Source organism: Bacteroides luti (assembly GCF_900128905.1).
Taxonomy (GTDB): domain Bacteria; phylum Bacteroidota; class Bacteroidia; order Bacteroidales; family Bacteroidaceae; genus Bacteroides; species Bacteroides luti.
The window spans coordinates 22,618-37,982 of the sequence record NZ_FQTV01000013.1; the positions used below are offsets into that span (position 1 = coordinate 22,618).

12 protein-coding genes are annotated in these 15,365 nt (G+C 35.8%); 7 read left to right on the forward strand and 5 right to left on the reverse strand.

Going from position 1 to position 15,365, the window contains the following annotated elements:
• Positions 1-398 precede the first annotated feature (398 nt).
• Positions 399-1,484, forward strand: a complete 1,086-nt coding sequence (locus BUC21_RS12065; protein ID WP_073402749.1) for an HpaII family restriction endonuclease — start codon at positions 399-401, stop codon at positions 1,482-1,484.
• Positions 1,485-1,617: 133 nt separating this feature from the next.
• Here BUC21_RS12065 and BUC21_RS12070 read toward each other — a convergent pair whose 3' ends face one another.
• The 5 genes from BUC21_RS12070 to BUC21_RS12090 all read right to left on the reverse strand — a co-directional run bounded on the left by BUC21_RS12070 (position 1,618) and on the right by BUC21_RS12090 (position 6,424).
• The gene (locus BUC21_RS12070) at positions 1,618-3,318 is read right to left on the reverse strand and encodes an alpha-amylase family protein (protein WP_073402752.1); all 1,701 of its coding nucleotides are present in this window, start codon (positions 3,316-3,318) and stop codon (positions 1,618-1,620) included.
• Positions 3,294-4,115, reverse strand: a complete 822-nt coding sequence (locus BUC21_RS12075; protein ID WP_073402754.1) for a patatin-like phospholipase family protein — start codon at positions 4,113-4,115, stop codon at positions 3,294-3,296. The genes BUC21_RS12070 and BUC21_RS12075 overlap by 25 nt, the downstream gene beginning before the upstream one ends.
• Positions 4,116-4,227: 112 nt before the next feature.
• Positions 4,228-5,109, reverse strand: a complete 882-nt coding sequence (fabD, locus tag BUC21_RS12080; protein WP_073402756.1) for an ACP S-malonyltransferase — start codon at positions 5,107-5,109, stop codon at positions 4,228-4,230.
• 457 nt (positions 5,110-5,566) lie between these two features.
• Positions 5,567-5,812, reverse strand: coding sequence for an RNA recognition motif domain-containing protein (locus BUC21_RS12085; RefSeq protein ID WP_073402758.1), 246 nt, complete (start codon positions 5,810-5,812; stop codon positions 5,567-5,569).
• Between the two features lie 366 nt (positions 5,813-6,178).
• Positions 6,179-6,424, reverse strand: coding sequence for an RNA recognition motif domain-containing protein (locus BUC21_RS12090; protein WP_073402760.1), 246 nt, complete (start codon positions 6,422-6,424; stop codon positions 6,179-6,181).
• 579 nt (positions 6,425-7,003) lie between these two features.
• Here BUC21_RS12090 and BUC21_RS12095 point away from each other — a divergent pair.
• The 6 genes from BUC21_RS12095 (at position 7,004) to gnd (ending at position 15,365) form a co-directional block, all read left to right on the forward strand.
• Entirely contained in the window at positions 7,004-7,762 is a 759-nt protein-coding gene (locus BUC21_RS12095; RefSeq protein WP_073402762.1) for an NUDIX hydrolase, read from the forward strand.
• A gap of 29 nt (positions 7,763-7,791) precedes the next feature.
• On the forward strand, positions 7,792-9,282 hold the full coding sequence (locus tag BUC21_RS12100) for a xylulokinase (protein ID WP_073402765.1): 1,491 nt from the start codon (positions 7,792-7,794) through the stop codon (positions 9,280-9,282).
• Positions 9,283-9,320: 38 nt separating this feature from the next.
• On the forward strand, positions 9,321-10,637 hold the full coding sequence (xylA, locus tag BUC21_RS12105) for a xylose isomerase (RefSeq protein WP_073402767.1): 1,317 nt from the start codon (positions 9,321-9,323) through the stop codon (positions 10,635-10,637).
• A 115-nt stretch (positions 10,638-10,752) separates the two neighbouring features.
• Positions 10,753-12,366, forward strand: a complete 1,614-nt coding sequence (gene xylE, locus BUC21_RS12110; RefSeq protein WP_073402769.1) for a D-xylose transporter XylE — start codon at positions 10,753-10,755, stop codon at positions 12,364-12,366.
• A 131-nt stretch (positions 12,367-12,497) separates the two neighbouring features.
• On the forward strand, positions 12,498-13,670 hold the full coding sequence (gene purT / locus BUC21_RS12115) for a formate-dependent phosphoribosylglycinamide formyltransferase (protein WP_317043361.1): 1,173 nt from the start codon (positions 12,498-12,500) through the stop codon (positions 13,668-13,670).
• A 213-nt stretch (positions 13,671-13,883) separates the two neighbouring features.
• Positions 13,884-15,365, forward strand: coding sequence for a decarboxylating NADP(+)-dependent phosphogluconate dehydrogenase (gene gnd / locus BUC21_RS12120; protein ID WP_073402773.1), 1,482 nt, complete (start codon positions 13,884-13,886; stop codon positions 15,363-15,365).

Consider the following 15,365-nt stretch of genomic DNA (forward strand, 5'->3'; position numbering starts at 1 on the left):
AAAAGGAGTCACGCCTGACTCCAACCTTTGTTAACCTTAAATCTAATACTATGAAAAACACATTGCAAATGTACGGCTTTTCAGATAATCTCCAAATAATTCTGCTATAAAAGTATGCTTAATAACATGATTTGATATTTGGGTATTCTAAATGTTTAATTAAGTGAAATTTTAGAACTTCTCCGGATTATAATATTATGTTGTACAAAACAATTAATTCTTCTGTACAAAAGAATTAATTGTTTTGTACAGAAGATTGCATTCTTTTGTACAAGGATTTAATAATGTATAACCGGTGGTTAAAATAGAGAATAGGGAAATTAGCAGATTATATCTATCTTTGCAAAAAAGTAACCGCTTTTATTAGTCAGTATTTACCTCAAAAAACAAAATTTAGAATGTCATTTGAAGCAACCAAAAGAGAGTGGAGCGAACTCTATACCTTTTTTCGCCTCCTTAGTGATGGGCAGGTTTTTGCCGGTTCACCACAAGTGAAAAAGAGAGAGGACGCGTGTCTTCCTATTGCATTAATTCAACGTGAGGAACATGATGGTACCCGGAAATATTTTATAGACAATGAAGATATTCACATCGTTGGAGAAAAAATAGATAAGGTAATTCCTCGTGAAACGTTTGGAGGTGTTGCTAATGCTATATTAGACGGTATGAAAACTTCTTCTGAAGATCTTGTTACATCCCCCGATGGAGTGGAGGAGTTTCTGGATGGAGTATCTATTTTTGATTTAGAAGCTCGTACAGACGATCGTACTGATTTCTATATTGCCTTCTATCACGTTGATTCTCCTTTGGTTGGTTTCAATGTTCGTTCGCGAATGAGCATTATGAATCCAATTTTGGATGGAGGACGGACGGCCAATTTGAAATTTGAGCAAACGGGAATTAAGTTTGCTAACCCGATGATTAATAATGTGAATGCGCTGGAAACGCCGAATGTTGTTGCCGATAGAATGTTGCTTATTGAGCGTTTGGGCGGTGTTTTAAAATATGCAGACGTGGCCGATAAAGTGTTTCGCTGTAATCTCTTGATGATTGATCTTCATTTTCCTAGAATGATTGCCGAAATGCTTCGTATTATGCAGATTGAGGGTATTACAAAGGTTTCTGAATTGGTTGATTGTATCAAGGAGATTAATCCTTTGAAAATAAAAGAGGACTTAATTGTAAAAAATGGCTTTTATGAATACAAAATGAAGCAATTCCTTGTGGCTTTGGCTTTAGGCATGCGTCCTGCTAAGATTTATACCGGAGAAGATTCTGCAGTATCAGGAATTTTACTTGTTACCGGGAGTGGAGAGGTGCTTTGTTATCAAAAGTCGGATAAAAAGGTCTTTGAAGATTTTCTGTATCTTAATTCCCGATTGGAAAAAGGATCCACTGAAAAGGATAAATATGGTTTTATGGAAAAAGAAAATGGCCTTGTTTACTTTAAACTAAATCTCAAGATTGGATTAACAAAACGATAAACTGATTTTATCATCTAACTAACTTGTATTAGGTGATCTTAGCATAAAAATGCTGCCTTTAAATTATTTTTCCGATGGGGAATTAGTTAAAGGCAGCATTTCTTTATTTTATTCTGAGTTGAGATAGGATTGCTTATAGAATGAATTTTAATATCTTTCCGCTCATCCCATCTACAAACGTTTCTGTTGGTTGGTAGGGGAGAAGACTTAGTTTTTCTTCTTTTCCTGAAAGTAATTCATTGGCTACGTATATGTCTTTCTGAGGAATCTGCAGAAAATCAAAAGCGTGACTTGGAATATTAATAGAAACTTTAGCTGATTGCTTATCGAAATTGGCTATAATCAACAAAAGTTCATTATCCTGCTTCCTGAAAAAAACATATTGTTTATGCACGTTGAAGTCTGGTTTTCCAAAGTTTACATACATAAGATCAAAGAATTGTCCTTGATAAATAGCTTTTTCCTGGTTACACAGATTTAATAACTTGCTATAAAAAGATTGCAATTGCTTTTGTTTGTTTGTGAGAAACTCACCGTCAAACTTATCATTGTTTCTCCATTTTCTTATAGTCTCAATGCTCCAGTAATCAAAAATAGAAGTTCTTCCGTCTTTTCCGCTGAATCCTTCCTCGTCCATTCCGTGCTCACCCAATTCTTGTCCGAAGTAGATCATTACAGGATTGGTATTCATACATGCAGCAACCATCATGGCCGGAATTCCTTTAAAGCCATCTCCTGCAAGGAAGTTGGAGGCCAGTCGTTGTTCGTCATGGTTTTCCATGAAATTAAGCATCTGCTTTTCTATACCTCCCAGGTTTTGCCAGCAGCGGGTAATATCAGATGCCGATTTGTAACCACATGCTACATCACGAAGTGTTTCGTAAAGACCAACTTTATCGTATAGATAGTTAAACCCTCCGTTAAAAAGGTAGTTATGATACTCCCATGGATTATAGACTTCCGCAATAAAGATAATTGAAGGATATTTGTATCTGACTTGAGCAATAGCCCATTTCCAGAATTCTACCGGCACCATCTCTGCCATGTCGCAGCGAAACCCATCAATTCCTTTAGATGCCCAGAATAAAAGAATATCCAACATTTTTATCCAGGTATCGGGTACGGGATAAAAATGTTTGGTTCCTCCGTTGGCATAGTCAATGCCATAATTTAATTTCACTGTCTCGTACCAGTCGTTACTACCGGGGTATGCATCAAACTTATCATTCCCGGTTGCTTTAGCTGGAAATTCATAATAAGCTTTCGAAGCACCATCTTTCAGATCGAACTGACCACTGAATACAGTTTGAGGCATATAATAAAAATTATTATATGGACTAAATGCATTCTCCGTGTTATCTTTTTCTCCTAAATCCTGTACATGCTTAGGCTTTGCATCAGAGTGATATTGTCTGGCTACATGATTAGGAACGAAATCAATAATAAATTTCAGATTAGCCTGATGAGTGCGTTTAACCAATGCTTCAAATTCTTTCATGCGGTTAGGTACATCATCTGCCAAATCCGGATCTACATCATAATAATCCTTTATTGCATAGGGAGAGCCTGCTTTGCCCTTTACAACTGCCGGATGGTCGGGGTGGATATTGAATTTGCTATAATCGGTTTTAGTGGCATGTTCAATAATTCCTGTATACCAGATATGGGTTATTCCCAACTTCTTTATTTCGCTTAATGCTTTATCTGTAAAATCAGAGAATTTTCCACATCCATTTTCTTCAATGGATCCGTTTTTGATGCAATGACTGTTATTGTTGCCGAATAAGCGAGAGAATATTTGATAAATTATTATTTTATTTCTTTCGTTTTCCATATTGTTCCTTTTTCTTGAATGAACTTATTCAGGACTTCGTTTCCTACAGCATATCCCTGTTTGAATATCTCTTCTGCTTTTTCTAATTCACGGTTGCTATATCCTTTCAGGCCATAAGGTTCAATCAATAAATCGCTGTTTTCTCTATCAGGAAAAGTATTTGCCCTAAACATGAAGTGATACGACCGTAGGGCTATATTTACAATGTTCATTTTATATTTCCCTGCAATCAGAGGGCTGACATTGATTGCGATAACCTTTTCACACTCTTTGCGAATAGTAGAAACCGGCAGATTTTTTAAAACTCCTCCGTCTACATAATTAATTCCATCGATATTGACGGGGGCAAACATAACAGGCATGCAACAAGATGCAGCAACCAATTCGGCAATATTTCCTTTGCGGAATTGCACACTTTTGCCATGGTCTAAATCTGTAGCTGTAATGACAAGTGGTATTTCCATATCTTCCAGCCTTTTATGTTTTAGATTTGTATTTAGAAAGTCTTTGAAATCATCTAATTTGAAGAATCCGTTGATAGTTAAGGCCCAACTGGTTAAATCCATAAATTTGTAACCATTAAATTTTTCAACGGCTTGGTAAGGTTCGTATCCATCAGCGTAGAAGACTCCGGCAAGTGACCCTGCACTAACGCCTGAAATAATATCAGGTTTTATATCGTGTTCCAGCAAAGCTTGCATAACTCCCAAATGAGCGAACCCTTTTATAAATCCACCACTGAGGGCATAACCTATCCTGTGCGGCTTATTAGTCTGGAAATTATTATATTCTGCCATCTCTTTGTCTTGCTAAATAAGTTGCTACGAAATTACTAAATAATTTGATTGCTATATACGAAAAGAGGCCGGATTTTTTCAAGTCCGGCCTCTTTCTTATAATTTAAATTTGTTATGCTAATCCGTGAGCATTAACTGATGGTTCAATTTTTTTGATTAATCCTTGAAGAACAGCTCCTGGGCCGCATTCTGTGAAATCGGTTGCGCCGTCTGCTACCATGTTCTTTACAGTCTGTGTCCAACGTACCGGAGCAGTAAGTTGTGCAATCAGATTTTCTTTAATCTGTGCAGGATCTGTCTGTGGAAGAGCGTTCACATTTTGGTAAACAGGACAAGTAGGAGTGTGGAAATCTGTACTGTTGATTGCAGCTGCAAGTTCAACTTTAGCAGGATTCATCAGAGGAGAGTGGAATGCACCACCAACCTTTAATGGAAGAGCACGTTTAGCTCCGGCTGCTTTCATTAATTCGCAAGCTTTTTCGATACCAGCAATTGAACCTGAAATTACAATCTGTCCAGGACAATTATAGTTTGCCGCAACACATACTTCGTCTTCAATTGAAGCACAAATTTCTTCAACCTTTTCATCAGCCAATGCAATGATAGCAGCCATTGTTGATGGAGCAGCTTCGCAAGCTTTTTGCATAGCCATTGCACGAGCGTAAACCAATTTAACGCCATCTTCGAAAGAAAGAGCGCCAGCTACAACTAATGCAGAAAATTCTCCAAGTGAATGACCGGCTGTCATTTCAGGTTTTGTATCATCGTTTTTGCATAATGCAGAGATGACAGAATGAAGGAAAACTGCCGGTTGAGTAACTTTTGTCTGACGAAGATCTTCATCAGTTCCTTCAAACATAATATCCGTAATGCGATATCCCAGGATATCATTTGCTTTTTCAAAAAGTTCTTTAGCTAATGCTGAGCTTTCATATAGGTCTTTTCCCATGCCCACAAATTGAGCACCCTGACCTGGAAATACAAATGCTTTCATACTATTTTTGTTTTATGTTTATGAATAACGGCCGCAAAGGTAATGATAATTTTGGTTATAAATGAAACTATTCTCTTATTTTCATTCTGATTGTGAGTGAATAAGTTACTTTACCCCGAATAGTATTTCTTGAAATATTGTTTGTTTCTATATGACAATAGATTTGCCTTTATTTTATTAAAGTGAGTAATGATGAAGAATATAGCTCAGATTTAGTAGCAGATGGTTGAGAAATGGTGGTAGATAAACCGTTGATTATTTTTATCTGCTACAATTCAATTCGTTAGTTATCAGTGTTATAATTCAATTTAGTGGCAGATGTGGAGATCTTTTTGAAAAAGAAGTTTTTATTCAGCTCTGAATTTATCAAAAGGTGGTCTTCTCTTGGATGATATAAATTAAAAAAGGTAGATAAAGTCTATGCTTTATCTACCTTTAGTATATTTTTTAGTTGAAATTATGCTTTTGGAAGAGCTTCTTTAACAACCATCTGACGGCCTTCAAATTCAGCACCGTTTAATTCTTTAATAACGTTTTCAGCTTCAGCTTGATCAGGCATTTCTGCGAAAGCAAAACCTTTAGATCTGCGAGTTTCGCGATCGATGATCAATTTAACTGAGTTTACTGTTCCATACTCTTCTAATACTTGACTAAGATCTGATTCTTTAACCTTGTAGTTTAGGTTACCAATGTAAATATTCATACGAATAAAAATTAAAATAAATAAATTAAAAATTGAAACAATGTAAGTTTTGAAAGATCCGTTTCGTCATTTAAAAATACCCGTAAATAAACGTGATAATTAATAATAGAAGAATGAGAACAATGCAAACTATCTCTTGTTTGTGGGTACAAAGGAAAGAATTTATTTTTAATATCAAACTATAAATGTAGCTTTTTTTTCAAACAAGTTTGGTTTTATATTATTTTAACAATAATAAGCTGAAATGGAAATTGTTTAATTATGAAAAATATAAATTTGATAGATTGAGTAACGACTCCTTTGTTAAATTAAAAAAGGTAGATAAAGCATTACGCAATATCTACCTTTAGTATATTAATGTAGCTGTTATGCTCTTGGGAGAGCTTCTTTAACAACCATTTGACGACCTTCGTATTCTGCGCCGTTTAATTCCTTAATAACGTTTTCAGCTTCAGCTTGGTTTTCCATTTCAGCAAAAGCGAAACCTTTAGATCTGCGAGTGTCGCGATCGATGATTAGCTTAACTGAATTAACTGTTCCATACTCTTCTAAGACTTGATTAAGATCTGATTCTTTAACCTTATAACTAAGGTTGCCAATGTAAATATTCATACGAATAAAAATTAAAATAAATAAATTAAAAATTGAAACGATGTAAGTTTTAAAAGATCTGTTTCGTCATTAGAATATGCCTGAGAATATCAGGTAAATTTTATAGAAGATTGAGAACGATATCAACTTTGTATTGTTTATGTGTGCAAAGTAACGCATTTATTTCTGAAAACAAACTATGAATGTGTTTTTATTTTTCAAAAAAAGGAGTTTTTGTGTTCTATTCACAAATCTTATAAGAAAGACAAATAAAAATTTGCCTTTCTTATGTTTTAGTTCTAATTCGATATTTCCATTATTATTGATCTGATCTTAAAATACAATAAGTATTCCTTTTGAATAGATTTAGTAGATCGTTGGAAGTCTTTATTTATGGGAGTAGATAGTAAATCGTACAATATACAATTACTATAGGTGAAATACATATTGTAATTATTACAATAAAGTTATTTTTCATATTGTATTTATTATGATATTTACAATGCTGATAAATAAATGGTTATGAAGCATTGAAAATTTTATAAATTAGTTTGGAAGAATAAAAAATAGCCTTATATTTGCAACGCTTAAATAAATATTATGGAACGCGATATTGATATAGATAAGTTAGTAAATCCACATGTCTCAGTAGACTGTGTATTGATAGGGTTTGATGGAGAACAACTAAAAGTCTTGTTAGTAAAACAAGTAGGGCAGGAGTCTGTAAATGGATATACAGATATGAAACTTCCCGGTAGCTTGATTTATGAAGACGAAGACTTAGATGAAGCTGCTCAGCGTGTTCTTTATGAATTGACAGGACTTAAAAATGTTAATTTACTTCAATTTAGAGCTTTTGGCTCAAAAAACAGAACACATAATCCTAAAGATGTTAGATGGCTGGAACGCTTTCATCAATTAAAAAGTAAGATTGAACGCATTGTTACAATTGCTTATCTTTCTATGGTTAAGATTGATAAGAAACTCGAAAATCTTTCAGATAAATATCAGGCAGAATGGATGGAAATAAAGGATCTTAAAATTCTTGCTTTTGACCATAATCAGATAATCTCTGAAGCTATAACTTTTATTCGTCAGTACGTGGAAGCAAATCCATCTGTATTGTTTGATTTGTTACCTCGTAAATTTACTGCATCCGAACTACGTGTTTTATATGAACTCGTATATGATAAAACATTTGATGTTCGGAATTTCCATAAGAAGATTGCAATGATGGAATACGTTGTTCCACTTCAGGAACGTCAGACTGGTGTTCCTCACAGAGCAGCACGTTATTATAAGTTTGATCGGAAAATTTATAATAAACTTCATGTTACAACAAAGTCTTTTAGTAAGTAATTACCTTAATATATTAATACTTTATAATTATGTTTTTATTAGGATATGACATTGGAAGCTCGTCTGTAAAGGCTAGTTTAGTAAATGCAGAAACTGGAAAATGTGTTTCTACTGCTTTTTACCCAAAAACAGAGATGAATATTATAGCTGTTAAAGCTGGTTGGGCGGAACAAGATCCTCAGGCTTGGTGGGAAAATCTGAAATTAGCTACCAAAACTATTATGGATGAATCCGGAATTAGTGCCGCTGAAATTAAAGCTATTGGTATTTCTTATCAGATGCATGGGCTGGTTTGTGTAGATAAAGATCAGAATGTATTGCGCCCAGCGATTATTTGGTGTGATTCTCGTGCAGTTCCTTATGGACAAAAAGCTTTTGAAGTATTAGGAGAGGAGAAATGTCTTTCTCATTTGCTTAATTCACCGGGCAATTTTACAGCTTCTAAATTGGCTTGGATCAAAGCTAACGAACCAAAAATATATGAGCAGATTTACAAAATAATGCTTCCAGGTGATTATATTGCTATGAAGCTGAGTGGAGAAATTTGCACTACGGTTTCAGGCCTTTCTGAAGGTATGTTCTGGGATTTCAAGCAAAATAGTATTGCTGGCTTCCTGATGGATTATTATGGTTTTGATTCTTCTTTAATTGCAGATATCAAGCCTACTTTCTCAAATCAAGGAGAAGTGAATGCAGTTGCAGCTAAAGAACTTGGATTGAAAGAAGGAACTCCAATTACATATCGTGCCGGAGATCAACCTAATAATGCACTTTCTCTGAATGTCTTTAATCCGGGCGAGATTGCCTCAACAGCTGGAACCTCAGGTGTTGTATATGGCGTTAATGGAGAGGTTAACTATGATCCACAATCTCGTGTAAATACATTTGCTCATGTAAATCACACTGAAGAACAAACTCGTTTAGGGGTATTGCTTTGTATTAACGGAACCGGAATTCTCAATTCATGGGTGAAAAAGAATATAGCTCCCGAAGGTATTTCGTATAATGAAATGAATGTTTTGGCGTCGAAAGCTCCAATTGGGAGTGGAGGTATAAGTATTCTTCCTTTTGGAAACGGTGCTGAACGTATGCTGGGCAATAAGGAAATAGGCTGTTCAATCCGTGGGTTAAACTTTAATACACATGGCAAACATCATATAGCTCGTGCTGCTCAGGAAGGAATTGTTTTTTCTTTTAAATATGGTATTGAGATTATGGAAAAGATGGGTATTCCTGTTAAGAAGATCCATGCAGGTCATGCCAATATGTTCTTAAGTTCTATCTTCCGCGATACACTTGCCGGAGTAACCGGTGCTACAATTGAATTATATGATACAGATGGTTCGGTAGGTGCAGCTAAGGGTGCCGGTATTGGAGCAGGTATCTATAAAGATAATAATGAAGCTTTTGCAACTCTTGATAAACTGGATGTAATTGAACCTAATATTGCAAAAAGTCAGGAATATGCAGATGCATATAATCAATGGAAATACAGACTTGAAAAGTCTATGTCTAAATAATAATATAAAAACAACAAAAATTTTAAATCAAGAGTATTATGGCAACTAAAGAGTATTTTCCTGGTATAGGAAAGATTAAATTTGAAGGTAAAGAAAGTAAAAATCCAATGGCATTCCGTTATTATGATGCTGAAAAAGTAGTTAACGGAAAGAAAATGAAAGACTGGTTAAAGTTTGCTATGGCTTGGTGGCATACACTTTGTGCAGAAGGTGGCGACCAGTTTGGTGGTGGAACAAAGCAATTCCCTTGGAATGGTGCTTCTTCTGCAGTTGAAGCTGCAAAGTATAAATTAGATGCTGGTTTTGAATTTATGCAGAAATGCGGTATTGAATATTACTGTTTTCACGATACTGACTTAGTTGATCCTAGTGATGATATTGCTGAATATGAGGCAAATATGAAAGCTATTGTTGCTTACGCAAAAGAAAAACAAGCTGAAACTGGTATCAAACTATTGTGGGGTACTGCTAATGTATTCTCTCATGCACGTTATATGAATGGTGCTGCTACAAATCCTAACTTTGACGTTGTAGCTCGTGCTGCTGTTCAGATTAAAAATGCTATTGATGCAACTATCGAATTAGGTGGTACAAATTATGTATTCTGGGGAGGACGTGAAGGTTACATGTCTTTACTGAATACTGATCAAAAACGTGAAAAAGAGCATTTGGCAATGATGTTGACTAAAGCTCGTGACTATGCTCGTGCTAAAGGCTTCAAAGGTACATTCCTAATCGAACCAAAACCAATGGAACCAATGAAGCATCAATATGATGTTGATACAGAAACTGTTATTGGATTCTTGAAGGCTCATGGATTGGAAAATGATTTCAAAGTAAATATTGAAGTTAACCACGCTACATTGGCTGGTCATACTTTTGAACACGAATTGGCTTGCGCTGTAGATGCTGGCATGTTAGGTTCAATTGATGCTAACCGCGGTGATGCTCAGAATGGTTGGGATACTGACCAATTCCCAATTGATAACTTTGAATTGATTCAGGCTATGATGCAGATTATCCGTAATGGTGGTCTTGGTAATGGTGGAACAAACTTCGATGCTAAAACTCGTCGTAACTCTACAGACTTGGAAGATATCTTTATTGCTCACATCAGCGGTATGGATGCTTTTGCTCGTGCACTTGAAAATGCATCAGCTTTATTAAATGAATCTCCTATCTGTAACATGGTTAAAGAACGTTATGCTTCTTTTGATGGTGGCAAAGGTAAAGAATTCGAAGCTGGTAACCTTTCTTTGGAAGATCTTCATGCTTATGCTGTTGCTAAAGGTGAACCTACACAGGTTAGTGGAAAACAAGAATTGTATGAAGCAATCGTAAATATGTATTGCTAGTATTTTTTGCTCATAAAAAATAATATTCCGGTATGCTGGAGGACGCTTTTCTCTGGCATATCGGTTCTCTCATTTTAGGTTAATTTATTTCTAATTCTATTATAATAAAAAACATATGTCATCAAAAACAAAGCAAACAGGGATATATCTTGCGCTGCTAACCTTGGTAGCAACACTTGGCGGTTTGTTGTTCGGTTATGATACTGCTGTAGTTAATGGAGCCGAAAAATCATTAGTTGATTTCTTCATCAGCAAAATTACAACCGATCATGCATACGCAGTGAGCATGATTACTCAGTATAAATTATTGGTAAGTACTGTTGTTGTACTGGTACTTGCTATTCTTTCCTCGCAAATATTAAAACTAGTCGGCAAAACTAAAGGAGGTATTACTGTTGCTGTTCTTTTTGTTGCAGCAATAATCTGGATTATTAATTATGTATCTGAAGCTGTACCAACAGATGCTGCTCTTCTTCAGGATACTGCAGATTCTATTAAAGGATTTGTAATCTCCAGTGCATTAGTAGGCTGTATTATCGGAGGTTCTATTTCCGGATTTGTGTCTAATTCATTGGGACGTAAAAAAGGTCTTTTTATTTGTGCATTAGCTTTCTGTGTTTCTGCAATTGGTGCATGGAATCCTGACGGATTTAATTTTTTCTTTATACAGGATGCTTATTCATTTGTGATTTATCGTATTATCGGAGGTCTGGGTGTAGGTCTGGCTTCTGCTCTTTCTCCAATGTACATAGCAGAAATAGCTCCGGCTGAAAGTCGTGGTAAATTGGTTTCTTTCAACCAGTTCGCTATTATCTTTGGTATGTTGGTTATTTATTTTGTAAATTACTTTATTGCTAAATCTGGCGATGCTCAATGGTTAACTGAAACAGGCTGGCGCTGGATGTTCTTCTCTGGAGTAATTCCTGCTGGTATTTTCTTTATCTTGTTATTCTTCGTTCCGGAAACTCCACGTTTCCTTATTATGAAAGGAAAAGATGAAAAAGCTCTTGCTGTTTTGTCTAATATTGTAGGTGAAGAAAAAGCGATAGCTGAAATTGCTGAAATTAAAGAAACTCTTCATGAAAAGAGTTCTCCATGGTTATCTTACGGTTGGGCTGTGATTGTTATTGGCATATTACTTTCTGTATTCCAACAGTTTGTAGGTATTAACGTGGTTCTTTATTATGCAGGTAACATTTTCCGTAACATGGGATTTGATACTAGCTCTTCTTTATTGCAAACAATTGTTGTTGGTGTTGTGAACCTGACCTTTACTTGTGTAGCAATTGTTAAGGTTGACAAGTTTGGTCGTAAACCATTAATGATTATTGGTGCCTTAGGCATGGCTATAAGTATGATTCTTCTTGGAATGACTTTCTATTTCCAGACAGTTGGCCTGGTTTCATTGATTCTGATGCTTATCTATACAGCTGCTTTTGCAATGAGCTGGGGACCTGTAACATGGGTATTATTATCTGAAATATTCCCTAATTCCATTCGTGGTGCTATGTCTATAGCTGTAGCAGCACAATGGTTGGCTAACCTTATTGTTTCATGGACATTTCCGATATTGAACGATAACAAAGGTCTTACAGAAATGTTCCACCAGGGATTTGCTTACTGGATTTATGGTATAATGGGATTATTGGCTGCATTCTTTGTTTGGAAGTTTTTACCTGAAACAAAAGGAAAGACTTTGGAAGAAATTGAAAAGTTCTGGAAAAAATAATATTTCTTCTACTATAACCTATTGGGCGAGGCAATTAAATATTGCTTCGCCTTTTTTATAGTAGTTAATATTCGAGGATTTTTTCTAAAATAGTTTTACCTTTGCGTAACGATTAAAAGACATCACTTAAGATTATGACAAAGAAGATTGTATTACTCGGTTCCGGAGAGTTAGGAAAAGAGTTTGTAATTTCAGCTCAGCGCAAAGGACAATATATTGTGGCTTGCGATTCGTATGCCGGAGCACCAGCTATGCAGGTAGCCGACGAGTGTGAAGTATTTGATATGCTTGATGGAGATGCATTGGAGCGTGTTATCAAGAAGCATCAACCAGATATTATTGTTCCGGAAATTGAAGCTATTCGAACTGAACGTCTTTATGATTTCGAGAAACAAGGAATACAGGTTGTTCCTAGTGCTCGCGCTGTAAACTTTACAATGAACCGTAAGGCAATCCGTGATTTAGCAGCAAAAGAACTTGGTTTGAAAACAGCTAAGTATTTCTACGCAACTACTTTGGAAGAGCTTAAAGAAGCAGCTGATAAGATTGGTTTCCCATGCGTGGTTAAACCTCTAATGTCGTCTTCTGGTAAAGGACAGTCTTTGGTTAGATCGACAGAAGAACTCGATCATGCCTGGGAGTATGGTTGCAGTGGAAGCCGCGGTGATATAAAAGAATTAATAATTGAGGAATTTATTAAATTCGATAGTGAAATTACTTTGTTGACTGTTACTCAGAAAAATAGACCAACTCTATTCTGTCCACCAATAGGTCATGTACAGAAAGGTGGCGATTATCGTGAAAGTTTCCAGCCTGCACATATAGATCCAGCTCATTTAAAAGAGGCTGAAGATATGGCTGAGAAAGTAACCAAGGCATTGACCGGTGCCGGACTTTGGGGTGTTGAATTTTTCCTTAGCCATGAGAATGGTGTATATTTCTCCGAATTATCTCCTCGTCCGCATGATACTGGTATGGTAACATTGGCCGGTACACAAAATCTAAATGAATTCGAACTTCACCTCCGTGCTGTACTTGGTCTGCCAATTCCTGGAATTAAGCAGGAAAGAGTGGGGGTAAGTGCTGTTATTCTTTCTCCTATTGCCAGTAAAGAAGCACCTCGATATAAAGGTTTGGAAGATGTAGCGAAAGAAGAAGATACTTATCTTCGTATATTTGGTAAGCCATTTACAAAGGTTAATCGCCGTATGGGAGTAGTGTTATGTTATGCTCCGTTAGGATCTGACTTAGATAAACTTAGAGATAAAGCGAAAGATATTGCTTCCAGAGTAGAAGTATATTAATTTAAACCTGATATATTAAAAATCCCTTGTACAAAAGAATGTAATCTTTTGTACAAGGGATTTATTTCTTTTGTACAGAAGAATTAATTCTTTTGTACAATATATATAAAACCTTCCTTTGTATTTTTTAGATTCTTCTCGTTTTTTATATTTTCTTCTTTTATTGAACATCTTGTCTTTATTTTTTGTTAAATATCAAATGATTATTTAACAATGAAAAGCTATATGACAAATAAATCTGATATAGGATTAATAGGTCTTGCAGTGATGGGAGAAAATCTTGCATTGAACATAGAGAGTAAAGAATGGCGAGTTTCAGTATACAATCGCACGGTAGCGGGTGTGGAAGAAGGTGTTGTTGAAGGCTTTGTATCTGGACGTGCTCATGGGAAAAAGATTATGGGCTTTAATAATATAGAAGATTTTGTGAATTCTATATCTCAGCCTCGCAAAATAATGTTGATGGTGCGTGCCGGTAATCCCGTAGATGAATTAATGGAGCAGCTCTATCCATTTCTTTCTCCGGGAGATATATTGATTGATGGAGGTAATTCTAATTTTGAAGACACTGCAAGAAGAGTCAGAGAATCAGAAGCAAAAGACATTTATTTCATAGGTGCCGGTGTTTCGGGTGGTGAAGAAGGGGCTTTGCATGGTGCATCAATTATGCCTGGAGGGTCAGCCGGTGCCTGGTTTGAGGTAAGACCTATTCTTCAGAGTATAGCAGCAAAAGCCGAAGATGGTTCTCCTTGCTGCGAATGGATTGGGCCGGGCGGTTCTGGACACTTTGTGAAAATGATTCATAATGGCATTGAATATGGCGATATGCAGTTAATTTCCGAAGCATACTTTATAATGAAGCACTTATTAGAGGCTTCAAATGAAGAAATGGCTGCTTATTTTGAAACCTGGAATGAAGGAAAACTCAAGAGCTTCTTAATAGAAATTACATCTAAAATATTAAAATATAAAGATGCTGGTGGTGATTATCTGATCGATAAAATTTTGGATACTGCGGGACAGAAGGGAACAGGAAAATGGTCGGTTATTAATGCCATGGAATTAGAAATGCCACTAAACCTTATTGCGACCGCTGTTTTTGAGAGAAATCTTTCGGCCAGAAAAGAACTTCGTATGGAGGCTTCAAGTATATATCACAGAGAAGCTTCTCAAAAAACATATTTGGCTGAGGAACTGATTAAAGAAATATATAGTTCTCTATATGCATCCAAATTAGTCTCCTATGCTCAAGGATTTAATGTGCTGAAATATGCTTCTGATAAATATGGATGGAGATTGAATTTGGCCTCTATAGCACGGCTTTGGAGAGGAGGATGTATTATTCGTTCTGCATTCTTAAATGAAATTGCCAAAGCATTTGAAGAGGATAGACATCTGTCTAATTTGCTTCTAGCCCCTTATTTCAAAGACGAAATTGTATCGGCGTTACCTTTCTGGAAACGATTGGTTGCAGTAGCTGCTAAAGAAGAATTACCAGTGCCTGCATTTTCATCTGCTCTTAATTACTTTTATTCTTTGACAACCAATAATCTACCTGCAAATTTAGTACAGGCGCAACGAGACTACTTTGGCGCACATACCTTTGAAAGAATAGATTTGCCAAGAGGTGTTTTTATGCATGAGAATTGGATTGGAAAAGCAAACAGTACTAAGTCTGGAAATTATATTATATAA